At 69.2% G+C, this 26255-nt stretch carries 26 protein-coding genes, 1 rRNA gene and 1 pseudogene; 8 read left to right on the forward strand and 20 right to left on the reverse strand.

Features of this window, described 5'->3' with window-relative positions:
• Positions 1-91: 91 nt before the first annotated feature.
• Positions 92-1855, forward strand: coding sequence for an arginine--tRNA ligase (argS, locus tag G3I78_RS14100; protein ID WP_164424076.1), 1764 nt, complete (start codon positions 92-94; stop codon positions 1853-1855).
• 202 nt (positions 1856-2057) lie between these two features.
• On the opposite strand, the pseudogene G3I78_RS51970 reads toward argS, so the two are convergent.
• Positions 2058-2450, reverse strand: a pseudogene (locus tag G3I78_RS51970) (ATP-binding protein); the annotation flags it as partial.
• A gap of 113 nt (positions 2451-2563) precedes the next feature.
• Here G3I78_RS51970 and G3I78_RS14110 point away from each other — a divergent pair.
• From G3I78_RS14110 to G3I78_RS14120, 3 genes are read left to right on the forward strand one after another with little or no spacing between them, the layout of a single operon-like run.
• Complete coding sequence (locus tag G3I78_RS14110; protein ID WP_164424080.1) at positions 2564-3391, forward strand: helix-turn-helix transcriptional regulator; 828 nt, start codon at positions 2564-2566, stop codon at positions 3389-3391.
• On the forward strand, positions 3388-3576 hold the full coding sequence (locus tag G3I78_RS14115) for a DUF397 domain-containing protein (protein ID WP_164424082.1): 189 nt from the start codon (positions 3388-3390) through the stop codon (positions 3574-3576). Before G3I78_RS14110 ends, G3I78_RS14115 begins: the two co-directional genes overlap by 4 nt.
• Positions 3577-3624: 48 nt before the next feature.
• On the forward strand, positions 3625-4470 hold the full coding sequence (locus G3I78_RS14120) for a DUF4253 domain-containing protein (RefSeq protein ID WP_164424084.1): 846 nt from the start codon (positions 3625-3627) through the stop codon (positions 4468-4470).
• A 30-nt stretch (positions 4471-4500) separates the two neighbouring features.
• Here the strand turns inward: G3I78_RS14120 and G3I78_RS14125 are convergent, their stop codons facing one another.
• Complete coding sequence (locus G3I78_RS14125) at positions 4501-5358, reverse strand: arylamine N-acetyltransferase (RefSeq protein ID WP_164424086.1); 858 nt, start codon at positions 5356-5358, stop codon at positions 4501-4503.
• 70 nt (positions 5359-5428) lie between these two features.
• A complete protein-coding gene (locus G3I78_RS14130; RefSeq protein WP_164424088.1) occupies positions 5429-6334 on the reverse strand; it encodes an SAM-dependent methyltransferase in 906 nt (301 codons plus the stop codon).
• A 233-nt stretch (positions 6335-6567) separates the two neighbouring features.
• Between G3I78_RS14130 and G3I78_RS51180 the strand changes: the two genes are divergently transcribed.
• Positions 6568-6744, forward strand: coding sequence for a hypothetical protein (locus G3I78_RS51180; RefSeq protein WP_203614882.1), 177 nt, complete (start codon positions 6568-6570; stop codon positions 6742-6744).
• A 45-nt stretch (positions 6745-6789) separates the two neighbouring features.
• Here the strand turns inward: G3I78_RS51180 and G3I78_RS14135 are convergent, their stop codons facing one another.
• From G3I78_RS14135 to G3I78_RS14165, 7 genes are all read right to left on the reverse strand, one after another.
• Positions 6790-7149 (reverse strand): DUF805 domain-containing protein, encoded by a 360-nt coding sequence (locus G3I78_RS14135; RefSeq protein ID WP_164424090.1) that lies wholly within the window; start codon positions 7147-7149, stop codon positions 6790-6792.
• Positions 7150-7442: 293 nt separating this feature from the next.
• A complete protein-coding gene (gene hemB / locus G3I78_RS14140) occupies positions 7443-8435 on the reverse strand; it encodes a porphobilinogen synthase (RefSeq protein ID WP_164424092.1) in 993 nt (330 codons plus the stop codon).
• Positions 8436-8891: 456 nt separating this feature from the next.
• On the reverse strand, positions 8892-10598 hold the full coding sequence (locus G3I78_RS14145) for a bifunctional uroporphyrinogen-III C-methyltransferase/uroporphyrinogen-III synthase (protein WP_164424094.1): 1707 nt from the start codon (positions 10596-10598) through the stop codon (positions 8892-8894).
• A complete protein-coding gene (hemC, locus tag G3I78_RS14150) occupies positions 10595-11554 on the reverse strand; it encodes a hydroxymethylbilane synthase (RefSeq protein WP_164424096.1) in 960 nt (319 codons plus the stop codon). The genes G3I78_RS14145 and hemC overlap by 4 nt, the downstream gene beginning before the upstream one ends.
• The gene (locus G3I78_RS14155) at positions 11551-13254 is read right to left on the reverse strand and encodes a glutamyl-tRNA reductase (protein ID WP_164424099.1); all 1704 of its coding nucleotides are present in this window, start codon (positions 13252-13254) and stop codon (positions 11551-11553) included. The genes hemC and G3I78_RS14155 overlap by 4 nt, the downstream gene beginning before the upstream one ends.
• Positions 13251-14006 carry a redox-sensing transcriptional repressor Rex gene (locus G3I78_RS14160; RefSeq protein WP_164424101.1) on the reverse strand — a complete coding sequence of 252 codons (756 nt, stop codon included), beginning with the start codon at positions 14004-14006 and terminating at the stop codon, positions 13251-13253. The genes G3I78_RS14155 and G3I78_RS14160 overlap by 4 nt, the downstream gene beginning before the upstream one ends.
• A gap of 210 nt (positions 14007-14216) precedes the next feature.
• On the reverse strand, positions 14217-14504 hold the full coding sequence (locus G3I78_RS14165) for a glutaredoxin family protein (RefSeq protein WP_203614883.1): 288 nt from the start codon (positions 14502-14504) through the stop codon (positions 14217-14219).
• A gap of 94 nt (positions 14505-14598) precedes the next feature.
• Here G3I78_RS14165 and G3I78_RS14170 point away from each other — a divergent pair, with 94 nt between their 5' ends.
• The 3 genes from G3I78_RS14170 (at position 14599) to G3I78_RS14180 (ending at position 18056) form a co-directional block, all read left to right on the forward strand.
• The gene (locus G3I78_RS14170) at positions 14599-15513 is read left to right on the forward strand and encodes an HAD-IB family hydrolase (protein WP_164424104.1); all 915 of its coding nucleotides are present in this window, start codon (positions 14599-14601) and stop codon (positions 15511-15513) included.
• Between the two features lie 315 nt (positions 15514-15828).
• Entirely contained in the window at positions 15829-16602 is a 774-nt protein-coding gene (locus tag G3I78_RS14175; protein ID WP_123990908.1) for an ECF subfamily RNA polymerase sigma factor, BldN family, read from the forward strand.
• A 233-nt stretch (positions 16603-16835) separates the two neighbouring features.
• The gene (locus G3I78_RS14180; protein ID WP_164424106.1) at positions 16836-18056 is read left to right on the forward strand and encodes a DUF5667 domain-containing protein; all 1221 of its coding nucleotides are present in this window, start codon (positions 16836-16838) and stop codon (positions 18054-18056) included.
• 238 nt (positions 18057-18294) lie between these two features.
• On the opposite strand, the gene G3I78_RS14185 is transcribed toward G3I78_RS14180, so the two are convergent.
• The 10 genes from G3I78_RS14185 to rrf all read right to left on the reverse strand — a co-directional run bounded on the left by G3I78_RS14185 (position 18295) and on the right by rrf (position 26247).
• Positions 18295-19356: a lysophospholipid acyltransferase family protein gene (locus G3I78_RS14185; RefSeq protein ID WP_164424108.1), complete on the reverse strand. Its 1062-nt coding sequence runs from the start codon at positions 19354-19356 to the stop codon at positions 18295-18297.
• 14 nt (positions 19357-19370) lie between these two features.
• On the reverse strand, positions 19371-20432 hold the full coding sequence (locus G3I78_RS14190; protein WP_164424110.1) for an NAD-dependent epimerase/dehydratase family protein: 1062 nt from the start codon (positions 20430-20432) through the stop codon (positions 19371-19373).
• A gap of 222 nt (positions 20433-20654) precedes the next feature.
• The gene (locus G3I78_RS14195) at positions 20655-20753 is read right to left on the reverse strand and encodes an AURKAIP1/COX24 domain-containing protein (RefSeq protein WP_003948845.1); all 99 of its coding nucleotides are present in this window, start codon (positions 20751-20753) and stop codon (positions 20655-20657) included.
• A 177-nt stretch (positions 20754-20930) separates the two neighbouring features.
• Positions 20931-21140 (reverse strand): helix-turn-helix domain-containing protein, encoded by a 210-nt coding sequence (locus G3I78_RS14200; protein ID WP_016437488.1) that lies wholly within the window; start codon positions 21138-21140, stop codon positions 20931-20933.
• Between the two features lie 129 nt (positions 21141-21269).
• On the reverse strand, positions 21270-22085 hold the full coding sequence (locus tag G3I78_RS14205; protein WP_164424112.1) for a phosphatase: 816 nt from the start codon (positions 22083-22085) through the stop codon (positions 21270-21272).
• 148 nt (positions 22086-22233) lie between these two features.
• Positions 22234-23406: an acetoin utilization protein AcuC gene (locus G3I78_RS14210; RefSeq protein WP_164424114.1), complete on the reverse strand. Its 1173-nt coding sequence runs from the start codon at positions 23404-23406 to the stop codon at positions 22234-22236.
• Positions 23357-24568 carry an MFS transporter gene (locus tag G3I78_RS14215; RefSeq protein ID WP_164424116.1) on the reverse strand — a complete coding sequence of 404 codons (1212 nt, stop codon included), beginning with the start codon at positions 24566-24568 and terminating at the stop codon, positions 23357-23359. The genes G3I78_RS14210 and G3I78_RS14215 overlap by 50 nt, the downstream gene beginning before the upstream one ends.
• Before the next feature lie 102 nt (positions 24569-24670).
• Positions 24671-25354 (reverse strand): VC0807 family protein, encoded by a 684-nt coding sequence (locus tag G3I78_RS14220; protein WP_164424118.1) that lies wholly within the window; start codon positions 25352-25354, stop codon positions 24671-24673.
• 69 nt (positions 25355-25423) lie between these two features.
• Complete coding sequence (locus tag G3I78_RS14225; RefSeq protein WP_164424120.1) at positions 25424-26068, reverse strand: HAD family hydrolase; 645 nt, start codon at positions 26066-26068, stop codon at positions 25424-25426.
• A gap of 62 nt (positions 26069-26130) precedes the next feature.
• Positions 26131-26247, reverse strand: a 5S ribosomal RNA gene (gene rrf, locus G3I78_RS14230).
• Positions 26248-26255 lie beyond the last annotated feature (8 nt).

The raw sequence follows: 26255 nt of genomic DNA on the forward strand, positions 1-26255 counted from the left end.
CCCACCGGCCCGCAGCCAAAAAACCGCTTCACACCCCGTGGGATACTGACGAGGTCTATCTGATCCCCCAAGGAGAACGGCACCCACTCCCATGGCCCCGGTCAAGTCCCTCAGCGACGCCGTCAACCAGCAGCTCACCTCCGCGATCTCCGCCACCCTGCCGGAGGCATCCGCGGACCCGTTGCTCCGACGCAGCGACCGGGCGGACTTCCAGGCGAACGGCATCCTCGCCCTCGCCAAGAAGGCGAAGTCGAACCCCAGGGAGCTGGCAACGCAGGTCGTCGCGCAGGTCACCACCGGTGGCCTGATCAAGGACATCGAGGTCTCGGGGCCCGGCTTCCTGAACCTGACACTCACCGACCGGGCGATCACCGAGAACCTCGCGGCCCGGTACGCCGACCCGGACCGACTGGGCGTCCCCCTCGCGGAGCGGCCCGGCACCACGGTGATCGACTACGCCCAGCCGAACGTGGCCAAGGAGATGCACGTCGGCCACCTGCGCTCCGCGGTGATCGGCGACGCCCTGCGCGGCATGCTCGACTTCACCGGCGAGCAGACGATCGGCCGGCACCACATCGGCGACTGGGGCACCCAGTTCGGCATGCTGATCCAGTACCTGTTCGAGAACCCCGGCGAGCTGGCCCCCGCGGCCGAGGTCGACGGCGAGCAGGCCATGTCGAACCTGAACCGGGTCTACAAGGCCTCGCGCGCGCACTTCGACGCGGACGAGGACTTCAAGGAGCGCGCCCGGAAGCGGGTGGTCGCTCTCCAGTCGGGCGACAAGGAGACCCTGGAGCTCTGGCAGCAGTTCGTGGACGAGTCGAAGGTCTACTTCTACTCGGTCTTCGAGAAGCTGGACATGGAGATCAGGGACGACGAGATCGTCGGCGAGTCGGCGTACAACGACGGCATGCCCGAGACCGCCCGCCTCCTGGAGGAGAAGGGCGTCGCGGAGGAGTCCAACGGCGCGCTCGTCGTCTTCTTCGACGAGATCCGCGGCAAGGACGACGAGAAGGTCCCCCTGATCGTGCGGAAGGCCGACGGCGGCTTCGGCTACGCGGCGAGCGACCTGACGGCGATCAGGAACCGCGTCACCGACCTGCACGCGACGACCCTGCTGTACGTGGTCGACGTACGCCAGTCCCTGCACTTCAAGATGGTCTTCGAGACCGCCCGCCGCGCCGGCTGGCTGACCGACGAGGTCACCGCCCACAACATGGGCTACGGCACGGTCCTGGGCGCGGACGGCAAGCCGTTCAAGACGCGTGAGGGCGAGACCGTACGCCTTGAGGACCTGCTGGACGAGGCGGTCGAGCGGGCGACCGCGGTCGTGCGGGAGAAGGCCGAGAAGGTGGGCCTGACCGAGGAGGAGATCGTCGAGAACGGGCGGTACGTCGGGATCGGCGCCGTGAAGTACGCGGACCTGTCGACGTCGCCGAACCGCGACTACAAGTTCGACCTGGACCAGATGGTCTCGCTGAACGGCGACACGTCGGTCTACCTCCAGTACGCGTACGCCCGTATCAAGTCGATCCTGCGCAAGGCGGAGGACGCCTCCCCGGCACCGCACCCCGAGCTCGAACTGGCCCCGGCGGAGCGGGCGTTGGCCCTCCACCTGGATGCCTTCGGCGCCACGGTCTTCGAGGCGACGGCGGAGTACGCCCCCCACAAGGTCGCCGCGTACGTGTACCAACTGGCGTCCCTGTTCACGACGTTCTACGACCAGTGCCCGGTGATCAGGCCGCGCCCGGCCCAGGACATCATGGAGAACCGCCTGTTCCTGTGCGACCTGACGTCCCGCACCCTGCACCGGGGGATGGCCCTGCTGGGCATCAGGACGCCTGAGCGCCTCTAGGACGCCCCGGAGTCACAGGCTCAGTACGGCTCGCAACGCGATGTCGACCCGTTCCATCTGCTCACCGGGCAGGTCTCCGTGGTACGTGCCGTCCTCGAAGCGGGTCCGTGACCCGCACGGCGACCAGGGATTCCGGGTGCAGGTCGTCCAGGTCCATGGTGTCCCTCGGTTGCCGATCTCCTGAGAAACCCTCCGGGATCCAGGAGAACTCGCACCACACCGCCTTCCCCAACGTCCGCTCCCGCACCCCCCACTTGTCGCTCAGCGCGGCGACGAGCAGCAGCCCCCGGCCGCCCTCGTCGCCGTCGTGCACGACATGCGGCACACCGCCGCCGCTGTCGTGGACCTCGACGACGAGCCCGTGCCCGTCGAACCGCATGAGAAGCCTCAACTGGCGGCCGGGCGGCACCCCGTGGAGCACCGCGTTGGTCACCAGCTCACTCACGCACAGCAACACGTCGTCGGCGCGTTCGGTCCCGGCGAGGCCCCAGCCGGCGAGCGTCTGGGCCGCGAACATCCGTGCGGCCGGGACGGATCGGCGTTCGCGGCGGAAGAACCTCTCGCGCAGGGGAGGGAGTTGGAGTGTCTCGTTCACGGGACGAGGGTTGCGCAGAGTGACTAGGGTTGATCACTTGGTGAACCCGTACAGATTTTTTGTACGGGTTCACACCCGGTGACGTACGCGTCCCAAGGGGGAGGGAGACCTGCATGAGCGCCAGGAAGCCGCCGCGGCCGAAGAATCTCACGTCCATGAAGATGCTGGGCAAGCAGTTGGGGGCGGCCCGCCGTATCGCGGGCCATACCCAGGGCGCCCTGGCCAGGCTGGTGAAGGTCGAAGAGGAGACGATCGCGTCGATCGAGCAGGGCAGGCGGAACCTGAAACCGGACCTGGCAGCACTGCTCGACGAAGTCCTGGACACCAAGGGGATGTTGGCGACGGGAGTGGCCCATCTCCCGGACATCGACCAGTTCCCGCTGTGGGCCGAGCTGTACATGCAGCACGAGCGAGAGGCGATCGCGCTGTCCTGGTACGACAACGCGGTTCTGCCGGGTCTCCTCCAGATCGACCCGTACGTCCGAGCCGTACTTCGTAACCGCGTTCCCGCGTACGACGAGAGCGAGATCGAGACGCGTACGGCGGCCCGCGTGGAGCGCCAGGAGATCCTGCACCGCCAGAACCCGCCGACGCTGAGCTTCATCGTTTGGGAACCGGTGCTGCACATGAGGATCGGCGGGCACGAGGTCCGACGGGAGCAACTGCGGCACCTGCGAGCGGTGTCCGAACTCCCCTGCGTGTCACTCCAGTTCCTGCCACTGGACAGCCCCTACAACGCTGGGCTGAACGGCCCCTTCACCCTCCTGGAAACCCCGGACCACCAGCACCTCGCGTACACCGAGTCGCAACGCGGCAGCCAGTGGGTTTCCGACCCGGATGAGGTGTCCAGGCTGGCGCGCAAATATGCGATGCTGCGGACACAGGCCCTGACCACACAAGATTCCAGGGACCTGCTCGACCGCCTGCTAGGAGAGCAATGAGCGCCGAAGCACTTCAGTGGTTCAAGTCGACGTACAGCGGCGATGAAGGCGGCCAGTGCGTCGAGGTGGCCAACTCCCCCCGTGCCATCCACATCCGCGACTCCAAGCAAACCCCCGCCCCCACGGCCCCCACCCTCCAGGTAACCCCCACCACCTGGACCGCCTTCACCACCGGCCTCAAGTAGCAAAGCCACCGTCGGCCATTGTCAGTGGCGGCACCTACAGTCACTGGCATGGCGACTCTTCCCAACCCGCTGCCCACCCTCGCGGCAGACCCCAGCGGCCGCTCCCTCGGCCTTGAACTCCCCCTGGGGAGACTGATCGACGCGGCGGACGGCCCGTTGCTGTGGCATGCCGCGTACTCCGCCTCGCCCGGGGCCTGGGCGGCGTTGGGCGGCCGGGCCGGGCGAACCGGGCTGCTGCCGGTGCTGTTGGACGTCGGGGGGAGTGAAGGCGGGCCGCAGGAATGGGAGTTGAGGCCCGAGGAGATGTCGTACCCCGGGGACCACGACCCGGAGGAGCTGCTGGCCGAGTACTGGGAGTACGCGGTCGAGGAGCCCGACGACCTCGACGAGACGATCGAGCCGTACGACGAGACGTGGCCCGGCACGGCCCGGGGGCCCGAGTCGCTGCCCGCCGACCCGGACACCCGCGCGGCCGAGTCGCTGCCCGCCGACCCGGACACCCGCGCGGCCGAGTCGGCGGACGCCCTCCTGGGCGAGGGCACATGGTTCAAGGACCCGCGTCTCGCCCTGGTCCCGGCCCGCCGTACCGCCGACATCCCGGCGGCGATCGGCTGGACGGGCCCGGTGAACTACGAGGGCGACACGGCCCGCCTGTGCGCGGTGCTGCGCTCCTGGGAGGACCGCTTCGGCATACGGGTCGTCGCGCTGACCTTCGACCAGCTGGTGGTGTCCGTCGCCGCCCCGCCCACCACGCGGGAGGAGGCGGAGGCCGTCGCCGCCGAACACTTCGCGTTCTGCCCGGACAACATCACCCAGGGCGACGACGAAACCCTGCGCGAGTACGCCGAGCACCAGGTGCTGGACCAGCGCGTGTGGTCCTTCTGGTGGGACTGAGCCGGGCCGGGATCACGGCAGCCGAGACCGTCACCCGGGCAGCAGCACCGCGCCCGCCGGCGCCGTGATGCCGAACTCCTCCTCCAGCAGACTCCGCGCCTCCGCCTCCTCACTGACCTCGCGCTTGACGACACTGCCGTCGGCGCGGGTCTCGGTGAGGAGCGTGCCGTGGAGGAGGAGATGCCGGTCGGGGGTGACGCGCTGGACGTAGAGGCGCTGGGTGAAGGGTGAGCGCGGGTTGGTCGCGATGTGCCAGTTGATGACCTCGAAGTCGGGCTTCTCGAACGGCTCCAGGGTGAAGGCGTACTGGTCGGCCCAGCCGCCTCCGCCGCCGTCGTAGGCCTGAAGCACCCACAGCGGCGACGGCCCCCGGTACGCCACCCGCACCAGCCGATGGAGCCGCCCGGCGCCCCGGAACTCGGTGTCGGCCGTCAGCGGCACGGGTTCGAGGAGCGCCCCGATCGCCCCGAACCCGACGTCGGCGAGGTAGGGCCGCGGATCGGACTGCTGCTCACCGGGCACCTCCACCAGCAGCGCCATGTGCGTCCGGGGCCGGCTCTCGTAGCTGTCGGCCCCGATGACGACCCGGGCCGCCAGCCGGGTCACCCGGAAGCCGAGGCTCTCCAGGGCGAGGGCGAGCAGGGTGTTGTGCTCGTAGCAGTACCCGCCGCGCCGGCCGCGCACGAGCTTGGCCATCAGGTCGCCGGGTTCGAGGGAGGGGGCGTGGCGGCGCAGGGCGTCGAGGTTCTCGAAGGGAATCCCCCGCATGTGCGCCAGATGCACGCCGGCGAGCGTCGCCAGGTCGGCCCGCCGTGCCCCCTCCCACCCGATCCGCGTCAGATACGCGTCCAGCTCGAACCCCGGGTCCTGCTCACTGTCGTCGGCCATGCCCCCACGGTAGGCACGCCCCGCCCGCCCGTCGCCGGACCACGGCCGCACCTGCCCTGGAACCTTGGTCCTAGGACACCTTCGTACCGGTGGCCCCGTAGACGTTGATGTCGTCGTCCGTGACGTCGTTGATGTCGCGGTAGCGGATCTTCTCGATGTCGTCGAGGCTCTCGAAGTCCTCGGCGTCGATGGCGGGCGGCGCGGGCGCGGGCCCGGGGTGCCACAGGTGGGCGGGCACGACCCCGGGGGCGTCCAGTTCGACCCCGGAGACCTCGCCGAAGAACCGCTCCACCTCGGTCCTGGACCGGAACACAAAGGTGAACCCGCGCTCGGTGTACGTCCGCTGCACCGCGCGGGCCGGCCCGGGGTGCATCTCGTCGGTCAGGTGGCTGAGCACCAGCCGGCTCCCCACGGGCAGCGCCTCCACGAGGTCCCGCACGATCGGGTAGGCCTCCTCGTCCTCCACGAAGTGCAGGATCGCGACCAGGCACAGCGCGATCGGCTGGTCGAAGTCCAGGGTCTTGGCGGCCTGGTCGAGGATCTGCGCGGGGCTCTTGAAGTCGGCGTCGATGTAGTCCGTACGCCCCTCGGGTCCGCTGGTGAGCAGCGCGCGGGCGTGGGCCAGCACCACGGGGTCGTTGTCGACGTAGACGACCCGTGAGTCGGGCTGGACGCGCTGGGCGATCTGGTGGACGTTCTCGGCAGTCGGCAGCCCGGTGCCGATGTCGAGGAACTGCCGGATGCCGTCCTGCTCGGCGAGCCGGTTGACGGCCCGGCGCATGAAGTCGCGGTTGTGCCGTACGTCGAGGTAGCCGCGCGGGTTGGCGGCGAGCGCGGCGGCGGCGGCCGCGCGGTCGGCGGGGTAGTTGTCCTTGCCGCCGAGGAAGACGTCGTAGACGCGCGCGGGGTGCGCCCTGGTGGTGTCGATCCTCTTGGCCAGCTCGGCCGGGTCCTGGCTCAGCGCGTCACCGGACATGGGCGTCTCCCCTATGAGTTCGGTCCTTCAACGGACAACCACCACGATGGTCAAGAACCTAACCCGCGAAGGCAGTTGATGGTGCCCAGTGCCCGAAGTGGTCCGTCCCGCATCCCACTCGCCGAACACGGGACACCACATATCCCCAGCTCAGAGCCACCCCACCAGCACCCCCGTCCCGAATTCACAGACAGCCCTGGCGACCGCCCCCACCGACCCAGCAGCCTGATCCCATGCCCACCGAAGTCCCCCCGCACCCCCTCATCCGCACGGCGATCGCCCTCACGGCCCTGGCCCTCCTCGCGCTCCCCGCCCTGACGGGCTGCCACGACGGCCAGGGCGTACGGGACGAGGGCCCGGCGAAGGACAGGGCGGCCGCCGTGGAACACCAGAAGGCCGCCCGGGGTTGACCGGACGGCCTCTGATCAGACGTGAGTCAGACGGTGCTGGTGCCCTCAGACGTGCGCGGGGGCGAAGCCCTTCGGGTTGGGGCCGTACTTGTTCTCGCTCGGCTCGCTGTCGAGGAGGGAGAACACGAACAGGGTGATGCCGCCGACGAGCGGAACGAACCCGAAGAGGAACCACCAGCCGCTGCGGCCCGTGTCGTGCAGCCGGCGAATCGTGACACCCAGGCTGGGCAGCAGGATCCCGACCCAGAAGATGAGCGGCAGCCACGTCATCTTGGCGGCGAAGCCGATGGCCGCGAGCACGATGTAGATGATCGCGACGAACAGCATGTACATCCAGTACTCCTTGCGGCGCGCGCGACCGCTGAAGACTGCGTACTTCTTGAGTACCTCGATGAACCAGCTCATGGTGGTGTCCCCCCAGAGATCGCCGTTCGGAACCGTTCCGAATGGATCAGGCCAGGGGCAGAAGATATGGAGAATGACGAGAACTCGTCAATTCGGCTGATGTAAGCAGCTCATCAAGTCGAACACCTGACCCAGCTGCACAAATCCCCCACTTCGGAGGGCGTTTTCCGGACAGACCACCAGAAGCGGATCGGCCGAACACCCGGCGGTTGTCCGTCCGTTGTCCGGAACGAGCCCGCCCCGTAGCCGGACCGAGCTCGAACCGTTGCCCGACACGCCGCCGAACGCCTCCCTCAACGCAGCTTCTGCGCGACCTCGGTGGCCCAGTAGGTGAGGATGTTCCGCGCCCCGGCCCGCTTGATCCCGGTCAACGACTCCAGGATCGCCCGGTCCCGATCGATCCACCCCTTCTCCGCGGCGGCCTCGATCATCGAGTACTCCCCGGAGATCTGATAGGCGACAACCGGCACGTCAGAGACATCGGCGACCCGCGCGAGGATGTCCAGATAGGGCCCGGCAGGCTTCACCATCACCATGTCGGCCCCCTCCTCCAGATCGAGCGCCAACTCCCGCAGCGACTCCCGCGCGTTGGCAGGATCCTGCTGGTATGCCTTGCGATCCCCCCGCAACGAGGACCCGACGGCCTCCCGGAACGGCCCGTAGAACGCGGAGGCGTACTTCGCCGTGTACGCGAGGATGGCGACATCCTCCCGCCCGATCTGATCAAGGGCATCCCGTACGACCCCGATCTGCCCGTCCATCATCCCGCTGGGCCCCACAACATGGGCGCCCGCGTCGGCCTGCACCTGGGCCATCTCGGCATACCGCTCAAGCGTCGCGTCGTTGTCGACCCGCCCCTGCTCGTCCAGCACCCCGCAGTGCCCGTGATCAGTGGTCTCATCAAGACACAGATCGGACATCACGAGCAGCTCGTCCCCGACCTCGGCCCGCACATCCCGCAGCGCAACCTGCAGAATCCCCTCCGGATCGGTCCCAGGAGTCCCGAGGGCGTCCTTCTTCCCCTCCTCGGGCACCCCGAACAACATGATCCCGGAAACCCCGGCGGCCACGGCCTCGACAGCGGCCTTCTTCAAACTGTCCCGAGTGTGCTGCACGACCCCGGGCATAGCCCCGATGGGCACCGGCTCACTCACCCCCTCCCGCACGAACGCGGGCAGAATGAAATCCGCCGGATCCAACCGAGTCTCAGCAACCATCCGCCGCATGACACCCGTACCCCGCAGCCGCCGAGGCCGCGAGCCGGGAAAGGTTCCGTACTTAGCCATACCCCCACGCTACGCCCGCCCCTACAGCCCCTTTACCGACTCAGCGTCGGACTTAGGGCGCGCCTATGGGGGTGCCTCGTGGTGTGGTCTGGCGGGTGCGGGTGCGTCGTGGCTTGTCGCGCAGTTCCCCGCGCCCCCAACTAGCTGCAGCGGACCTGCGCCACGACGGGCCGTTGGCCGCGTACGGCGCGCAGGGGACGGGGTGGGGGGTGTCCGCCCGCAGCGGCCGGCGTCCATAACCGAGCACCTCTTCAAGAGACCGAGCCGCCGGACCGAGGACGGATACCCCCCACCCCGGCCCCGACCACACAACGCACCGGAACGCGCTACACAAGCCCCCACCGAACCGCAGGGGGCCGCCGCAGGCATCTCAGGGGCGCGGGGAACTGCGCAAAACGCCCGCCTCCACGCACCCGCACCCGCACCCGCACCCGACCACCAACGCGAAACAACCACCTACGTCGTAGACCGACGCCTCCGCGCCCCCGGCCTCCGCTCACTAGGCCGAGTAACCGCATCCCCCGCCTCCACAGCCGCAGCCCGCCGCTTCAACCCAAAGTCCGCCAACGCCTCGGCCAACTTGTGCACAGACGGCTCAGGAGCCATCACATCCACCCGAAGCCCATGCTCCTCAGCGGTCTTGGCGGTGGCAGGCCCGATACAGGCGATCACCGTCACGTTGTGCGGCTTCCCGGCGATACCCACCAGGTTCCGCACCGTGGACGACGACGTGAACAGAACGGCGTCGAACCCACCCCCCTTGATCGCCTCCCGAGTCTCCGCAGGCGGCGGCGAGGCCCGCACAGTCCGATACGCGGTGACATCGTCCACCTCCCACCCAAGCTCGATCAGCCCCGCGACCAACGTCTCGGTGGCGATGTCGGCCCGAGGCAGAAACACCCGGTCGATCGGATCGAACACGGGGTCGTAGGGCGGCCAGTCCTCAAGCAGCCCGGCCGCCGACTGCTCACCGGAAGGCACCAGATCAGGCTTCACGCCGAAGGCGACCAGCGCCTTCGCCGTCTGCTCCCCGACCGCCGCGACCTTGATCCCCGCGAAGGCCCGGGCATCGAGCCCGTACTCCTCGAACTTCTCCCGAACCGCCTTGACCGCGTTGACCGAGGTGAAGGCGATCCACTCGTACCGCCCGGTCACCAGCCCCTTGACCGCCCGCTCCATCTGCTGAGGCGTACGCGGCGGCTCGACGGCGATGGTCGGAACCTCATGCGGCACGGCGCCGTAGGACCGCAACTGGTCGGAGAGCGAAGCCGCCTGCTCCTTGGTGCGTGGCACGAGAACCTTCCAGCCGAACAGCGGCTTGTTCTCGAACCACGACAGCTGGTCCCGCTGCGCGGCGGCGGACCGCTCACCGACCACGGCTATCACCGGCCGACCGCCGTCGGGCGACGGCAGCACCTTGGCCTGCTTCAGCGTCTGCGCGATGGTGCCCAGCGTCGCCGTCCAGGTCCGCTGCCGAGTGGTCGTACCGGCGACGGTGACGGTCAGCGGCGTATCGGGCTTGCGCCCGGCGGCCACCAGCTCTCCCGCGGCGGCGCCCACGGAGTCGAGGGACGTGGACACGACCACGGTCCCGTCGGACGCCCCCACCTCCGTCCAGCACCGGTCGGAGGCCGTACGCGCATCGACGAACCTGACGTCCGCGCCCTGCGCGTCCCGCAGCGGCACCCCGGCGTACGCGGGTACGCCGACCGCGGCGGCGACACCGGGCACGACCTCGAAGGGCACGCCCGCGCGGGCGCAGGCCAGCATCTCCTCGGCGGCGTACGCGTCGAGCCCGGGGTCCCCGGACACCGCACGTACGACCCGCCTGCCGCCCCGCGCGGCCTCCATGACAAGATGTGCGGCATCCCGTACAGCGGGGACAGCAGCGGTTGTTGACGTGCCGTCAACGATTGTTAGTTGGGGCGCGCCCGTGCCCGGACCCGGAGTCGACGACGACTCGGTGTCCGTGTCCACGACGGCGACGCCCGACCGAGCGTGGACGCGCACGACGTCGAGCACTTCGTGCCCGGCGACGAGTACGTCCGCGTTCGTGAGCGCCTCTACGGCGCGCAGAGTCAGCAGTCCCGGATCTCCGGGTCCGGCACCGAGGAAGGTGACGTGCCCGTGTTCAGGACCGGCGGGAAGGGTGGTGGGGCTCACTGTGCTCGCTCCCCCATCAGACCGGCCGCGCCCTGGGCAAGCATCTCGGCAGCGAGTTCACGGCCGAGCGCCATTGCTTGGTCGTACGTCTCGGGCACGGGACCGGTGGTGGACAACTGCACCGTGCGAGAGCCGTCGGTCGTGCCGACGACGCCCCGCAGGCGCATTTCCTTGACAATCTGCCCGTCGGCCAGAAGGTCGGCCAGCGCGCCCACAGGGGCGGAGCAGCCGGCCTCCAGGGCGGCGAGCAGGGACCGTTCGGCGGTCACGGCGGCCCGGGTGAACGGGTCGTCGAGCTCGCCGAGCGCGGCGATCAGGTCCGCGTTGTCCGCGGTGCACTCGATCGCCAGTGCCCCCTGGCCGGGGGCGGGCAAAACCGTGTCGACCGAGAGGAAATCGGTCACTTCGTCGATACGGCCGATGCGCTGCAACCCAGCCGCAGCGAGCACCACCGCATCCAGCTCACCATCGCGCACGAACCGCACCCGGGTGTCGATGTTCCCCCGGATCGCAACCGTCTCGATATCAAGTCCGTGCGCGCGGGCGTACGCGTTCAACTGCGCCATGCGCCGCGGCGAACCGGTACCGATGCGGGCCCCGCGGGGCAGGTCGGTGAACTTCAGGGCATCCCGGGCGACCAGCACGTCACGCGGGTCCTCACGCTCCGGTACGGCGGCCAACGCCAGCTGGTCCGGCTGCCCGGTCGGCAGGTCCTTCAGCGAGTGCACCGCGAAGTCGACGTCACCCTTGAGCAGGGCCTCGCGCAGCGCGGTCACGAAGACGCCGGTGCCGCCGATCTGGGCGAGCGCCTCCTTCGACACATCGCCGTACGTGGTGATCTCGACGAGCTCGACGGGCCGTCCGGTCACCTGGCTCACGGCGTCCGCCACCTGCCCGGACTGGGCCATGGCGAGCTTGCTCCGCCTGGTCCCGAGCCGTAGCGCCTTGGTACTCATGCCGACCCTCGGCCTTCCTCGTCGGTGGTGCTTTCCTCGGCGCGGGAGACGGCGGCCACCGTCTCGGGGTCGAGGTCGAACAGAGTCCGCAGCGCGTCGGCGTACCCGGCACCGCCGGGCTCGGCCGCGAGCTGCTTGACCCGTACGGTCGGTGCGTGCAGCAGTTTGTCGACCACGCGCCGCACGGTCTGCGTGATCTCCCCGCGCTGCTTGTCGTCGAGCCCGGGCAGCCGCCCGTCGAGCCGGGCGATCTCACCGGCGACGACCTCGGCGGCCATGCTCCGCAGCGCGACCACGGTGGGCGTGATGTGCGCGGCCCGAAGCGCGGCCCCGAAGGCGGCGACCTCGTCGGCGACGATACGGCGGACCTGGTCGACGTCGGCCGCCATGGGCGCGTCCGCCGAAGCCTCCGCCAGCGACTCGATGTCCACGAGCCGCACCCCGCCGAGCCGGTGCACGGCGGCGTCGATGTCCCGGGGCATGGCGAGGTCGAGCAGGAAGAGCGAGGGCGTCGGCCGCGGGATCTCGGCGACGGGCTCGGGCCGACGCCGCTCGGGCACCCACCCGATCACGGCGGCGGTGGCGGCGAGCGCGGCGATGACACCGGCTTCTTCCACCGGATCGACGACAGCGACGGACCCCTGAGGCCGAGGCGCGTTGTCCACCCAGGCGGCATGCTGCTCAAGCTCGGAGGCGGCCATCCCGGCGACGGCGGCCTCGCCGAGCACGGAGAACCCGGCGGTGGCGGGCATGGGAGCGAGATCGAGCGGACAGTTCTCTTCCGCCGTCTGATCCGCGGACGGCCTTGCCGCTCGGGCGGCTCCCGCCCCGGAACGGGACGGCATCCCGCCGTCGCCGGGCTGTGTGTCCAACCCCCGCCCGGCGGCAACGGCCTCAGCGGTCAGAACAAGCCCGGTGGCCCCCGTACAGGACACCACGACATCGGCACGTGTCAGCTCGTCCGACACCGAATCCATCGGTACCGCACGGGCAGCCACGTCCCCGGCATCGTTGAGGATCTCCGCGAGCCGCTCGGCCCGTTCAGCGGTCCGGTTGGCGACCACGATCTCGGCGACACCCGCCCGCGCCAGCGTCGCCGCGGCCAGCGAGGACATCGAACCGGCCCCGATGACCAGCGCCTTCTTGCCGAGCGCCCAGTCCGGCACAGCCGTACCGGCGGCCAGCTGCTCCAGCCCGAACGTGACCAGCGACTGCCCCGCCCGGTCGATCCCCGTCTCGGAGTGCGCCCGCTTGCCCACCCGCAGCGCCTGCTGGAACAGGTCGTTCAGCAACCGCCCGGCCGTGTGCAGCTCCTGCGCCCGCGCCAGTGAGTCCTTGATCTGCCCGAGGATCTGCCCCTCGCCCACGACCATGGAGTCCAGCCCGCACGCCACGGAGAAGAAGTGGTGGACGGCCCGGTCCTCGTAGTGCACATAGAGATAGGGAGTGAGCTCGTCCAGCCCCACCCCGCTGTGCTGGGCGAGCAGCGTCGACAGCTCGGCGACACCCGCGTGGAACTTGTCCACGTCGGCGTACAGCTCGATCCGGTTGCAGGTGGCGAGCACCGCCGCCTCGCTCGCCGGCTCCGCGGCGACCGTGTCCTGGACCAGCTTCACCTGGGCGTCGACATGCAGGGCCGCCCGCTCCAGCACGCTGACCGGAGCGCTGCGGTGACTCAGCCCGACAACGAGGAGACTCATGCCGGCATCACGGCGGGTACGTCCCCGTCGGGCCCTTTGTCGGCGGAGTCGCCGCGCGCGGCGGCGGCCGCGGCGGCGCCGTCGGCCTCCTCACCGGCCTTGCGCTGCTCGTGGAAGGCGAGGATCTGCAACTCGATGGAGAGGTCGACCTTGCGCACGTCCACGCCGTCCGGGACGGTCAGCACGGTCGGCGCGAAGTTCAGGATGGAGGTGACCCCGGCGGCCACGAGCCGGTCGCAGACGGGCTGGGCGGCACCGGCGGGGGTGGCGATCACACCGATGGACACTCCGTTGTCCTCGATGATCTTTTCCAGGTCGTCCGAGTGCTGCACCGGAATGCCCGCGACGGGCTTGCCGGCCATCGCCGGATCGGCGTCGATCAGCGCGGCCACACGGAATCCGCGGGACGCGAAGCCGCCGTAGTTGGCGAGCGCGGCGCCGAGGTTGCCGATACCGACGATCACAACCGGCCAGTCCTGGGTCAGGCCGAGTTCGCGGGAGATCTGATAGACGAGATACTCGACGTCGTAGCCGACACCGCGCGTTCCGTAAGAACCCAGGTAGGAAAAATCCTTGCGCAGCTTCGCGGAGTTGACCCCCGCGGCGGCGGCCAGCTCCTCGGAGGAGACCGTGGGTACCGAGCGCTCCGACAGTGCGGTCAGGGCTCGTAGGTACAGCGGAAGCCTGGCGACGGTGGCCTCGGGAATCCCTCGGCTACGGGTCGCCGGTCGGTGAGTTCGGCCAGTTGCCACGGTGCTCCTGCGGGTAGAGCGGGGCTGTGGGCGGTCGTACGTCCCCAGACCGCCCCGTCGAATGCAGGCTATGTCTTTGTGAACGCGTGCACAAAGATGGTGTCCGATTTGCCCGGCCAACGTGACCGGGGTCACGCGCGTCTCTCTTGGAGGCAAAACCGCACACTTCCCTCAATAATCCCGCCCCCCAAGACCACGTCGCCATCGATCCTAAGCGGTCAGGGCCTCCCGCAGGCGCGCCTCGTCCACCCGCCAGAAGGTGTGCTGTTCGCCGTCGACGAGTACGACCGGGATCTGTTCCCAGTACTGATCGTGGAGTTGAGGATCCTCGTCGATGCTCTTCTGCTCCCAGGGAACCCCGAGATCTCCACACACCTTCTCGATCAGCAGCTGTGCGTCATCACACAGATGACACCCCGGCTTGCGGATGAGGGTGACGAGCCGTTCCCCGGGAAGCCTGGCCGCTCTGCGGCGGAAGATGGGACTCATGCCGACCATTGTCCCGTCTGTTTAACGGCACGGTCGCGGAGAGTTCACACCCTTCAAACCTCTCGACTCCGGAACCACCGAACAGACTGGCTATGCTCACGACATGGCCGCTCTCGGATGGCTCACTCCCCGTAGGCGCTCCGCCACGGCGCGGAGCGTGTTGGCAGGCGAGGCCTCGGCGGAGGCCGCGCGCAAGTCGGTTCCCGACTCGGTCTCCGACGCGGAGCCGGAGTTCCCGGTGCTCGGCGACGTACAGGCCGCCGCGTTCTTCGACCTGGACAACACCGTGATGCAAGGTGCGTCCCTCTTCCACTTCGGCCGTGGCCTGTACAAACGCAAGTTCTTCGAGACCCGTGACCTCGCTCGCTTCGCCTGGCAGCAGGCCTGGTTCCGGCTGGCCGGCTCCGAGGACCCCGAACACATGCAGGAGGCCCGGGACTCGGCGCTCTCCATCGTGAAGGGCCATCGCGTCGCCGAGCTCCAGTCGATCGGCGAGGAGATCTACGACGAGTACATGGCCGAGCGCATCTGGCCGGGCACCCGCGCCCTCGCGCAGGCCCACCTGGACGCCGGTCAGAAGGTGTGGTTGGTCACAGCCGCCCCGGTGGAGATCGCCCAGGTGATCGCCCGACGGCTCGGCCTCACCGGCGCGTTGGGCACGGTCGCGGAGTCGGTGGACGGCGTCTACACGGGCAAGCTGGTCGGCGAGCCGCTGCACGGCCCCGCGAAGGCGGAGGCGGTCCGCGCCCTGGCCGCGGCGGAGGGCCTGGACCTGTCCCGCTGCGCCGCCTACAGCGACAGCCACAACGACATCCCTATGCTCTCGCTCGTCGGCCACCCCTACGCGATCAACCCGGACACCAAGCTCCGCAAGCACGCCCGTCAACTGGACTGGCGTCTGCGTGATTACCGCACCGGCCGGAAGGCCGCGAAGGTCGGCATCCCCGCGGCGGCGGGCGTAGGAGCGGTGGCGGGCGGCACGGCGGCGGCGATCGCCCTCCACAAGCGCCGTCGGTAACCAGGCAAACACACCAATCCACGGGTTTTACCGGCGTAACCCCGTGTGCAGCGACATTGGCTGCACACGGCCACAACACGCCCTGTTCCCTGACAGAACGCGACCGTTTTCGATCAACAACCGGTCACTCTGCGGTACTTGATGGGACTTCAATCGGTTACAGAAGCGACGTAATCGATGAATAGAGCAACTGGGTGTAGCAGTGCCTGCACTAAGCGTTATTCTCCTCAGACGCAATCCGGTACCCCTTCCGTCGCTACGACGGGTGAACGGTCCCGCACTGCACGTGATGGAAGCTCTGCCTCTGGGAGTCCCGTGTACCCACACGTCGGGGTTGACGCCTCGGGCCTGGCTACGCTGCGCGCAACGGTCCAAGACCTGTTGCGCGGCTTCGTCCCCACCGCGTACGCCGTCCCCGCCCTCGCCGTAGCCACGGCACCGATCGGCCCTTGCTACGCACTGGCCGACGGTTCCGCGGCCGTCGGCAGACGAGGGCGTTCGACCGGTGCCGCTACGGCCCGCCGTCCCGCCGCGGACAGCGACAGCGCCCGCATGATGGACCTGGTCGAACGCGCCCAGGCCGGCGAGGCCGACGCCTTCGGCCGCCTGTACGACCAGTACAGCGACACCGTGTACCGGTACATCTATTACCGGGTGGGAGGTAAGGCGACCGCCGAGGACCTGACGAGCGAGACGTTCCTGCGCGCGCTGCGCAGGATCGGCACCTTCACCTGGCAGGGCCGAGACTTCGGCGCATGGCTGGTCACCATCGCGCGCAACCTCGTCGCCGACCACTTCAAGTCGAGCCGCTTCCGGCTCGAGGTCACCACCGGCGAGATGCTCGACGCCAACGAGGTCGAGCGCTCCCCGGAGGACTCCGTCCTGGAGTCCCTCTCCAACGCGGCGCTGCTCGACGCCGTGCGCCGGCTCAACCCGCAGCAGCAGGAGTGCGTGACCCTCCGCTTCCTCCAGGGCCTCTCGGTCGCCGAGACCGCCCGGGTGATGGGCAAGAACGAGGGCGCCATCAAGACCCTCCAGTACCGGGCCGTCCGCACCCTGGCCCGGCTCCTCCCGGACGACGCCCGCTGAGAGCGCACGCCCGGTAACCGCCAACTCGCTCTCGGTGAAAGTCCGTTGACTCCCCGATCCGATCATCCGCAGTCCGTAACCCAAGTGCCGCGCCACTCGTTGTGCGGGATGCAGGCTCCCTGTGGTCACTCCCTGGCCGACTCCGATCACCCGATCGTGTGCTTGTGCCCAGGGTGTGCAACCCTCAGGACCCCCTGGGGAGTCGACCGTCATGACGAGAGGAGGTGCCGCCAGTGATCGCGAACGTATCGGCGCACCGGCGGGCGAACGCCTTCGCCCAGGCCCTGGAGGAGCAGTCCGACCGGGACACGGCGGCCGAGCGGTCCGATGGACACCCGCCGGCCGCCGCGGAACACACCGATCAGGACCGTCTGTTGGTCCTCACGGAGTGTCTCGGCGAACTGCCCAGGCCTGAGCTGGACCCCGAGGTCAAGGTCGTCCAGCGGGCCCAGCTGGTGGCCGCGATGGAGGCGATGCTGCTGGAGGGCGGGGCGCCGGGCGCCTCGGTGCCCGAGCAGCGTTCCCATCGGGCCGCCAAGGGCACGCACCGGGCGAGCCCGCTGGGCAAACTGCGACCGCGTTCCCGGCTCACCAAGGGCCTGGCCGCGGGTGGCCTGAGCGTCGGAGTCGCCGCCGGAGCCTTCGGCGGAGTCGCCGCGGCCAGCTCGGACGCCCTGCCCGGCGACTCGCTGTACGGCCTCAAGCGCGGCATCGAGGACATCAAGCTCAACTACCTGTCCGACGGGGACGACGAGCGCGGGGTCGCCTACCTCGACCAGGCCTCCACCCGGCTGAGCGAGGCCCGCCGGCTGATGGAGCGCGGCCGGGGCGGTCACCTCGACCACGAGTCCCTGGGCGAGATCCGCCGCGCCCTGTCCGGCATGCAGCACGACGCCACCGAGGGCCACCGGCTGCTGCACGAGGCGTACGAGCGCGACCCGAACTCCCTGGGCCCCATCCAGGCCCTCGACAGCTTCTCGCGCTCGCACCGCGAGGTCTGGGGCGCGCTCCGCGACCGGCTGCCGGTCCAGCTCGGGGACGTCAGCGACCAGGTGTCCTCGGTCTTCGACGCCATAGACGAAGAGGTCGCCCCGCTCCAGTCCCTCCTCCCCCAGCCCCCCGCCCAGAGCGGCGGCAAGGGAAGCGGGCGGCAGGGCGGCTCCGGCCCCTCGTCCTCGGACACGTCGACCGGCTCCAGCCGTTCGACCGCCCCGGGCACCGGCGGCTCCACCGAGCACAGCGACGGCGGCAGCCCCAGCAAGTCGGCCACCTCCGGCAGCCAGGACGACGGCCTCCTCGGCGGCAACACCGGCGGCCTCCTCGACCCCCCGAAGGACACCGGCACCACCACCCCGACCTCCCCGGCCCCCTCAGCCGACCCGGACGTCACCCTCCCACCCCTCCTCCCCGGCCTCCTCCCGGGCCTGGGCATCAACGCCGAGGACGCGAACTAGCTCTTCCGGTACGACGTTGGGGGCGCCCTTCTCAGGAAGGGCGCCCCCAACGTCGTACGACCAACAACCTCAGAAGAACACCGACCGCCGCTGCACCAGCAGCTTGGCCCCTCCTGTCTGCTGCCCTCGCACTGCTGCGCAGGCTTCGGACAGCTGCGCCGGACTCCGTCCAGCGGCTCCACCCGGCCGGGGCGCTCCTACCGCCCTTGTCGGTCGGCACACGCATCCACCAGCCGACTCAGAAGAACACCGACCGCCGCTGCACGAGCAGCTTGTACAGCGTGTGCTGGATCTGTTCCCTCACCTGGTCGGTCAGGTTGAACATCAGCATCGGGTCCTCGGCGGCCTCCGGCGGGTAGCCGTCGGTCAGGATCGGTTCGCCGAACTGGATGGTCCACTTGGTCGGGAGGGGGACCGCGCCCAGGGGGCCGAGCCAGGGGAAGGTCGGGGTCAGCGGGAAGTACGGGAAGCCCAGCAGGCGGGCCAGGGTCTTCGCGTTGCCGATCATCGGGTAGATCTCCTCCGCGCCGACGATCGAGCACGGGATGATCGGGGTGCGTTGGCGCAGCGCCGTCGAGACGAAGCCGCCCCGGCCGAAGCGCTGGAGCTTGTAGCGCTCGCTGAACGGCTTGCCGATGCCCTTGAAGCCCTCCGGCATCACACCGACCAGTTCACCCCGCCCCAGCAGCCGCTCCGCGTCCTCCGCGCAGGCGAGGGTGTGACCGGCCTTGCGGGCCAGCTCGTTGACCACCGGCAGCATGAACACCAGGTCCGCCGCGAGCAGCCGCAGATGCCGACCAGCCGGGTGGTGGTCGTGGACGGCGACCTGCATCATCAGGCCGTCCAGCGGCAGCGTGCCCGAGTGGTTGGCGACAATCAGCGCGCCGCCCTCCGCCGGGATGTTCTCGACGCCCTTCACCTCGACCCGGAAGTACTTCTCGTACACCGGCCGCAGCACCGACATCAGGACCTGGTCGGTGAGCTCCTCGTCGTAGCCGAAGTCGTCGACCTCGTAGTCCCCGGTGAGCCGGCGGCGCAGGAAGCTGAGGCCCCCGGCGATCCGCCGTTCCAGGCCGCCCTCGTCGTTCGCCTGCTGCGGCGGCTGTTCCTCACGCGTCACAGGAACATCATCCTGCGCGGAAGCCCGGCTGGGCAGGGGCTGGACCTCACGGACGTCACGGACCAGCGCGGGCTCGGGGTTCTTGCGTCGGCTCCCCGCGCCCCGGCGCCGCGACGGCCGCTGTACGGCGCCCGCGCGGGACCGGTCGTCGTCGAACGGAATGACCTTGGCATCCGCCATCGTTGATGCGCTCCTCAGTTGGCGCTCGGCGTCGGGGGGTGGCCGCCACCCGCGAGGGGCAGCGCGGCGATCCGGTCGACGGCCCCGGCGAGGGACTCCGGCGGCAGCAGCCCGGGGCCCTGGCTGCGCGCGAAGTCCGCGAAGGTCTCCGCCGTCGTGTACTTCGGCCGGAATCCGAGCGTCTCGCGCATCTGGACCGTCGACACGACCCGGCCGTGGGTGAGCAGCCGGATCTGCTCGGGCGAGAAGTCCGTCATGCCCAGCGTCCGCACCAGCGACCCGGCCCAGGTGACGGCCGGCAGCAGCAACGGCACCGTGGGCCGCCCCAGCCGCCGGGAACACTGCGACAGCAACAGGACCCCGTCGCCCGCGATGTTGAAGGTTCCGCTGTTGAGCGTGCCCCGCTCCGGCTCGTGCGAGGCGATCCTGAGGACCTCGATCACGTCGTCCGCGTGCACGAACTGGAGCCGGGGGTCGTACCCGAACACCGTCGGCAGCACCGGCAGCGAGAAGTACGAGGCGAGCGGGGTGTCCGCCGTCGGCCCCAGGATGTTGGCGAACCTGAGCACACACACCGCCACGTCGGGCCGCCGCCGCGCGAACCCCCGCACATACCCCTCGACCTCGACCGCGTCCTTGGCGAAACCGCCGGAGGGCAGGGACTTGGGCGGGGTGGTCTCCGTGAACACGGCCGGATCCCGCGGTGCCGAGCCGTACACGTTGGTACTGGACTTCACCACGAGCCGCTTCACGTTCGGCGACTTCTGACAGGCCCCGAGCAGCTGCATGGTGCCGATGACGTTGGTCTCCTTGACCGTGGTCCGGCTCCCGCTGCCCAGCGCCATCGCCGTCACATCCAGGTGTACGACGGTGTCGGCGGCCGTCTCGGCCAGTACCCGGGCGATACCGGGCTGCCTGATGTCGGCCTGGATGAAGTCGGCACCGCCGAGATGATGCTCGGGCGATACCGCGTCCACGCCGATGACCCGGTCGACCTGCGGGTCACGCTGGATGCGTCGTACGAACCGGCCCCCCAGCTGACGGGCCACTCCGGTCACGAGCACGACCTTCCCCAAGATCAGCGCCTTCCTTCCAGCCGTAGTCCAGCCTGGTACAGCCCTTGTACAGCCCCAGTCCTGTGCCGCGTTCCCCGTGTTCCGCCAACTTAGCGGGTCGTTGTTGCGCTGTGATGACCGCCCACTGCGCGAGGTGACGACATCCGGCCCACCGGACACGCGTGTGGCCCCCCACCGGCATTGGGTGGGGGGCCACAAACACGCTGCCTGCGCGGCGTCGCCTTACTTCTTGTTGCGACGCTGAACGCGCGTGCGCTTGAGCAGCTTGCGGTGCTTCTTCTTAGCCATCCGCTTGCGCCGCTTCTTGATAACAGAGCCCACGACTACCCTCGCTCACTTCTCATCACTCGGTGCTGGGCATCATGGGCCCATACGACCTACGAGGGGCTAGCCTACCCGCCCGAGCGCTGAGGTCGTAATCGAGGTGAACCGGGGAGATCCGGCAGGGATCCACGAGTGCCCTGAGGCCCCTTGGGAATCTCCCCGAGATCACTGCCGTCAGGCTGTCTCCACCCCCACATAGCTCTCGCGAAGGTACTCGTGAACCGCGTTCTCGGGGACGCGGAACGACCGCCCCACCCTGATCGCGGGCAGATGACCGCTGTGCACCAACCGGTACACGGTCATCTTCGACACTCGCATCACCGAGGCGACCTCCGCCACGGTAAGGAACTGAACCTCACTCAGAGGCCTCTGCTCAGCAGCCATGACACACCTGAACCTTCCGCACTCGACGGCCACCGGCTTCCCCTTCCGGTGACTCTTCGTCGCTGCGTGCTCACTCCCCAATGTAGGGGCGGGTGATGCAAGTGGGGAAGAGGTGCACCCATCGGCGGCCTACTGTGACAGACACGCTCGATTGAGTACGTAGCGGGTCAGCGGCCGGTAGTAATCAGACCGCACAGCGTCATCAAGTGGAACGACGACGGACACGGCCCCCTCGGCCTCCCCCACAAAGAGCGCGGGGTCATCCGTATCCGCGAGCCCAATGGCCTCAAACCCCAGCTGACCTGCTCCGCAGACCCATCCGTGATCCCCGATCACGAGCTCGGGAAGCGGCCCGCCGCCCTCCGCCGCGGCCGCCAGCGCGGTACGAACCGGGAGCGGCGAATGCGTGTGTGCGCCGGTCTCACGACCGGAGCTCTTCGCGTCGGGTTCCCGCACGAGCGCGACTCCTCGTACGTAGTCAAGGTTGTACGTGCGTAGACCGAACCGGGTCGTTATGTCGACACAGTGACCATGCGCAGGGGTGAGGACGGTACATCCCGCCGCCGAGAGGGCGTCCGCGAGAGCGGCGTAGAACCCGAGCAGTCGGTGCGGATGTCCGGTCCCGATCAGCACAGGGCCACTGCGCTGGGCAACTGCCGCGAGGCGCTCCGCGAAGGCGTCGAGCGCGAGGAGGGTGCGATCGGGATCGATCACATCATGCCCGGATCTGCATCTCGGATCGGCCGAAACCCCACACTTGTCGGCCATGAGATCGATCAAATCCCGCTCACTCCACGACCATTCAGGATCAATCCCGATCAACACCCGAGGATCCCGAGCCGCGAACAACCGATAACTCCGCAGACTCTCCTCCCGCGAGGTGGCCACGGGCCCAGCGAGACGAGCGGCCAGCAGATGGGCGCGGAGGGCGCCGGTGCTCAACACGGGAGTGATGGTGGCGGATGAAAGGCAGGCGAAGGGAGCGGAACAGGAAAACACCGCACAGTCGGAGTAGCGCCCTCAGGGGCGCGGGGAACTGCGCGACAAGCCACAACGATCCCGCAGCCGCCAGACGACAGAACGCGGCACTTCCCTAGGCCAACAGCCCCCGCAACGGAAACACCGCCCGCCGAGTAGCCAGCACCGCCTGATCCAACCGATCCGCAGGGTCGTACCCCGCATCCCACTCGGCGTACGCCACCGGCCATCGCCCATCAGTCATCCGCGCCGGCGCCAACTGCCGTGTCCGCGCGAACACCTCCTGCCGCCACCCCTCGGGAATCACCGCCTCGGGCTCGATCTCCCGCCCCGCGGCGATCCCCACCAGATGCGTCCAGGACCGGGGCACGACATCCACCACGGCGTACCCCCCACCCCCGAGCGCGATCCACTTCCCCCCGGAACAGGAGTGCGCCAACTCATGACAAGCCACCTGCACAGCCCGCTGTGCGTCCAACGACACCGCGAGATGAGCCAACGGGTCCTCGAAATGCGTATCGGCACCGTGCTGAGTGACCAGCACATCCGGCCGGAAGTCCGCGATCAGCTCCGGCACCACCGCGTGAAAGGCCCGCAACCACCCCGCGTCCCCCGTCCCCGCCGGCAGCGCCACGTTCACCGCGCTGCCCTCCGCCGAGTCCGCCCCGGTCTCCTCCGGCCACCCGGTCTGCGGAAACAGCGTCCGCGGATGCTCGTGCAGCGAGATCGTCAGCACCCGCGGGTCCTCCCAGAACGCCGCCTGCACCCCGTCCCCGTGATGCACGTCGACGTCCACATAGGCGACCCGCTGAGCCCCCAACTCCAGCAGCCGGGCAATGGCCAGCGAGGCGTCGTTGTAGATGCAGAACCCCGACGCCCCACCCGGCATCGCATGGTGCAGCCCACCCGCGAAGTTCACCGCGTGCAGCGCGTCCCCCCGCCACACGGCCTCCGCCGCCCCCACCGACTGCCCGGCGATCAGCGCGGACACCTCGTGCATCCGCGCGAAGGCCGGATCGTCCATCGTCCCCAGCCCGTACGACTGGTCGGCCGCCCCCGGATCGGCGGAAGCCGCCTTCACGGCCTCGACGTAGTCCTCCCGGTGCACGAGCCGCAGGGTCGACTCACCCGCGGCCTTCGCCGACACGACCTCCATGTCCCGGTCCAGCCCGAAGGCGTCCACCAGGCGCCGGGTCAGGTCGAGCCGGACCGGATCCATCGGATGCTCAGGACCGAAGTCATAGCCCGTTACTGCCTCGTCCCACATCAGCTGTGCGCGGCCGCTCATGCCCGCCACCGTATCGGTCCGGTTGAGCGGCGAACGACTTGGCGTACACCAGCGTCACCAGCACCAACACCATCGGCACCAGCATGGCCCCGCGATAGCTCCACGCGTCCCCCAGAGCCCCCACCAACGGCGAACCAACCAGAAACCCCACGTAGTTGAAGACATTGAGCCGAGCGACAGCCGCATCGGAGGCCCCCGGGAACAGCCTCCCGGCCGCCGCGAAGGTCTGCGGCACCAGCACGCAGAGCCCCATCCCCAGCAGCGTGAACCCGAGCATCCCCACCCACGGCCCGGGCGCCACGGCCACCACCGCGAACCCCCCGGCCGCCACCAGCGACCCCAGCCGTACGACCGCCGCCGCGCCGAACCGCCGTACCCCGAAGTCGCCGACGGCCCGCCCGATCAGCGTGGTCACCATGTACACGTTGTACGGCACGGTGGCCAACTGCTCCGAGCTCCCCAGCACGTCCTGGAGGTACTTCGCGCTCCAGTTGGAGACGGTCGAGTCCCCGATGTACGCGAAGGTCATCACCAGACACAGCGGCAGCAGCAGCTTGAAGACGACACCGTCCCCGCCCTCCGCCTTCTCCTCGACGACCGTCGCGTCCCCGTCGACGTACCACCGACTCCCCACCAGGCACAGCGGCAACAGCACCACCACGACCGGCAGATACGACACGAACAGCGCGAGATGCCAGTGCGCCCCCACCCACGCGAGGGAGGCCCCCACGATCCCGCCGAGACTGAACACCGCGTGGAAGCTGAGCATGATGCTGCGCCCGTACGACCGTTGCAGGCTCACCCCGAGCATGTTCATGGACGCGTCGAGCATGCCGACGGCGAGCCCGAAGGCGGCGAGCGAGATCCCCAGTTCGACCGTAGAGTCCCCGGCTCCGACCCCGAGCAGCGCCAGGAGCACGACGGGCTGGGCGCACCGCAGCAGCAGGCTCGGCGGAATCCGCTTCACCAGCTGCTCGGTGGAGACGCTGCCGACCCCGGCGAGGATCGGCACCGCGGCCAGGAAGGCCGGCAGCAGCCCGTCGGAGATCCCGTACCGGTCCTGGATCGCGGGAATCCGCGTCACCAGCAGGGCGAAGGCGACGCCCTGCGCGAAGAAGCTGAACGCCAGCGAGGCCCTACCGCGCCGCAGCACATCTGTCATGGCGGCGAGCGTAGGGCCCCGGCGTACTCGTGGGTAGATCCAGCCAAAGATGAATTTTCCTCAGCTTCCCTGGATTCCCCGGCTTCACCGGCTTCACCGGCTTCACAGGGCGAGGGCGACCTCACGCTTCCGGTCCGCACCGGCCTTCGTCTCCGCGATCAGCATCCCGGCCATGGGCCCGGCGGCCAGCGCCCCGCTGACCAGGAAGCCCAGCGTCATCGCCACGACCATGATCACGGACCCGAGCCAGACCATCGTGTCCACCGGCACCGTGTACGCCCCCACGACCCGCACCACGCACTCCGTCAGCAGGATCACACCCCACACCACGGAGAACCGCCGCTCGGCCCGCCGGAAGTCCGCCGACCCCGCCTGGAGCCGCGCCCAGGCCGCTTCCCGCTCGGCGATCCCCTTCACCAGCCAGGGCTTCATCCCCGCGGTCATCAACGGCTTCCCCATCGCCACGGAGACCAGGACACCGATCCCGATCACACTGCTGACCCCGCTGTCCTTGGCGAGCATCAGCCGCGGATCACCGGCGACGAGGCTGAGCAGCAGCCCGACGACGTTGACGACGAGGATGAGGGCGGCGAGGCCGTTGACCGTCCGCTCCTTCACGACGCTCCAGACGGTCCGCACGGCCGGCACCACACTGCTGAGGCCGAGCGCCATCAGCGTGCTCATCCCGAGCCCGTTCCTCAGCAGGTAGTACGCCCCGATCGGCACCGCCACGTCCACGACCAGAGGAGCCAGGTTGGCACGCTTCGAGTTCGTCTTCGTCGTCATGCCCTCAGCTTCCCGTCCGGCGGGGGTACGGCAGTAGAAACGATCGTCCGGACCTCGGCATGACAAATGTCAGACGAGCAGGTCCACCAACTGCCCCATGTCGGAGACGAGTTCAGTGGCCCCCGAGAGCCTGTCCGCAGGCGTCATCGCGGTGAACCCGTACACGTCCATCCCGGCCGCGTTGGCCGCCCGCACCCCCAGCGGACTGTCCTCGACCACCACACACCGCCCGGGCTCGACCCCCATCCGCGCGGCGGCATGGAGAAACAGATCCGGCGCCGGCTTCCCCTGCCCCACATCCTCCGAACTGAAGATCCGGGCGTCCTCGAACCACCGGTCCAGCCCGGCCGCCCGATGCCCCACCCTGATCCGCGCATGACTCCCGGAGGACGCGACACAGTACGGCACCCCGTCCGCCGCCAGCTTCTCCAGTACACCGGTGACGCCGGCCACGGCCTCCAACTCCCGCTCGAACGCGGCGAAGACCCTCGCGTGGAAGACGTCGTCGAAGTCCTCCGGCAACCGCCGCCCGGTCCGCTCCAGGATCAGGTCATGGACCCGGTGCATGGCGGAGCCCATGTAGTCCCGGATGGAGTCATCGTAGGAGGTCGGGTGCCCGAGCTCCGTCAGATAGGCGGCAAGGTGCCGATTGGAGATCGGCTCACTGTCGACGAGGACTCCGTCGTTGTCGAAGATGACGAGGTCATAGCGCATGGAATTGAGGGTAAACGCAGAAAACCCCCGTGCCGAATGGCACGGGGGTTTTCTCACAATTTGTTCGGCGGTGTCCTACTCTCCCACAGGGTCCCCCCTGCAGTACCATCGGCGCTGTAAGGCTTAGCTTCCGGGTTCGGAATGTAACCGGGCGTTTCCCTCACGCTATGACCACCGAAACACTATG

This window comes from Streptomyces sp. SID13726, from assembly GCF_010548375.1.
Classification (GTDB): Bacteria; Actinomycetota; Actinomycetes; order Streptomycetales; family Streptomycetaceae; genus Streptomyces.

Coding starts and splice junctions, on each gene's coding strand:
- hemB (WP_164424092.1), bottom strand. CDS start 8,435: ATGGCTAAGTACGGAACCTTTCCCGGCTCGCGGCCTCGGCGGCTGCGG.
- G3I78_RS14220 (WP_164424118.1), bottom strand. CDS start 25,354: ATGACGACGAAGACGAACTCGAAGCGTGCCAACCTGGCTCCTCTGGTC.
- G3I78_RS14155 (WP_164424099.1), bottom strand. CDS start 13,254: ATGAGTCTCCTCGTTGTCGGGCTGAGTCACCGCAGCGCTCCGGTCAGC.
- G3I78_RS14120 (WP_164424084.1), top strand. CDS start 3,625: ATGGCGACTCTTCCCAACCCGCTGCCCACCCTCGCGGCAGACCCCAGC.
- G3I78_RS14210 (WP_164424114.1), bottom strand. CDS start 23,406: ATGAGCGGCCGCGCACAGCTGATGTGGGACGAGGCAGTAACGGGCTAT.
- G3I78_RS14215 (WP_164424116.1), bottom strand. CDS start 24,568: ATGACAGATGTGCTGCGGCGCGGTAGGGCCTCGCTGGCGTTCAGCTTC.
- G3I78_RS14225 (WP_164424120.1), bottom strand. CDS start 26,068: ATGCGCTATGACCTCGTCATCTTCGACAACGACGGAGTCCTCGTCGAC.
- G3I78_RS51180 (WP_203614882.1), top strand. CDS start 6,568: ATGCCCACCGAAGTCCCCCCGCACCCCCTCATCCGCACGGCGATCGCC.
- G3I78_RS14170 (WP_164424104.1), top strand. CDS start 14,599: ATGGCCGCTCTCGGATGGCTCACTCCCCGTAGGCGCTCCGCCACGGCG.
- G3I78_RS14130 (WP_164424088.1), bottom strand. CDS start 6,334: ATGTCCGGTGACGCGCTGAGCCAGGACCCGGCCGAGCTGGCCAAGAGG.
- G3I78_RS14125 (WP_164424086.1), bottom strand. CDS start 5,358: ATGGCCGACGACAGTGAGCAGGACCCGGGGTTCGAGCTGGACGCGTAT.
- G3I78_RS14135 (WP_164424090.1), bottom strand. CDS start 7,149: ATGAGCTGGTTCATCGAGGTACTCAAGAAGTACGCAGTCTTCAGCGGT.
- G3I78_RS14165 (WP_203614883.1), bottom strand. CDS start 14,504: ATGGTCGGCATGAGTCCCATCTTCCGCCGCAGAGCGGCCAGGCTTCCC.
- hemC (WP_164424096.1), bottom strand. CDS start 11,554: ATGAGTACCAAGGCGCTACGGCTCGGGACCAGGCGGAGCAAGCTCGCC.
- G3I78_RS14185 (WP_164424108.1), bottom strand. CDS start 19,356: ATGGCGGATGCCAAGGTCATTCCGTTCGACGACGACCGGTCCCGCGCG.
- argS (WP_164424076.1), top strand. CDS start 92: ATGGCCCCGGTCAAGTCCCTCAGCGACGCCGTCAACCAGCAGCTCACC.
- G3I78_RS14115 (WP_164424082.1), top strand. CDS start 3,388: ATGAGCGCCGAAGCACTTCAGTGGTTCAAGTCGACGTACAGCGGCGAT.
- G3I78_RS14200 (WP_016437488.1), bottom strand. CDS start 21,140: ATGGCTGCTGAGCAGAGGCCTCTGAGTGAGGTTCAGTTCCTTACCGTG.
- G3I78_RS14110 (WP_164424080.1), top strand. CDS start 2,564: ATGAGCGCCAGGAAGCCGCCGCGGCCGAAGAATCTCACGTCCATGAAG.